This window comes from Rothia sp. HMSC071C12 (assembly GCF_001813895.1).
Taxonomy (GTDB): Bacteria; Actinomycetota; Actinomycetes; order Actinomycetales; family Micrococcaceae; genus Rothia; species Rothia mucilaginosa.
Genome location: NZ_KV814364.1, coordinates 1 through 231, shown reverse-complemented (window position 1 = coordinate 231; position 231 = coordinate 1). Strand labels below are relative to the sequence as shown.

1 protein-coding gene is annotated in these 231 nt (G+C 46.3%); it reads right to left on the bottom strand.

The annotated features are described in order from the left end of the window. Nucleotides 1–31 precede the first annotated feature (31 nt). Nucleotides 32–166: a hypothetical protein gene (locus HMPREF2942_RS09575; RefSeq protein ID WP_256370751.1), complete on the bottom strand. Its 135-nt coding sequence runs from the start codon at nucleotides 164–166 to the stop codon at nucleotides 32–34. Between the last annotated feature and the right edge of the window lie 65 nt (nucleotides 167–231).

The following is a 231-nucleotide window of genomic DNA, read 5'->3' as shown; positions in this document are numbered from 1 at the left end:
ACTCTAGTACCGGGCTTGAGGCTTTTACCGCTTACTTGTCGCCGGTTTTACCCTTTGGCATCTTCCAGCTTTCAATCAGCTTAGCTACGCCGGTAAGGGTAGCACCAAGACCGTTAAGGACACCACCTACAGCGCCAAGAATTGCGATAATTTCCACAACATTCATGAGAATGACCTTTCTCTATAGAGTTATCAAATCCCGGGTAATCGGTTTGATTACCTGGCTTACAT

What these genes read in the sequence shown, in the direction of transcription:
- HMPREF2942_RS09575 (WP_256370751.1), bottom strand. Translation starts at nt 166, where the DNA reads ATGAATGTTGTGGAAATTATCGCAATTCTTGGCGCTGTAGGTGGTGTC.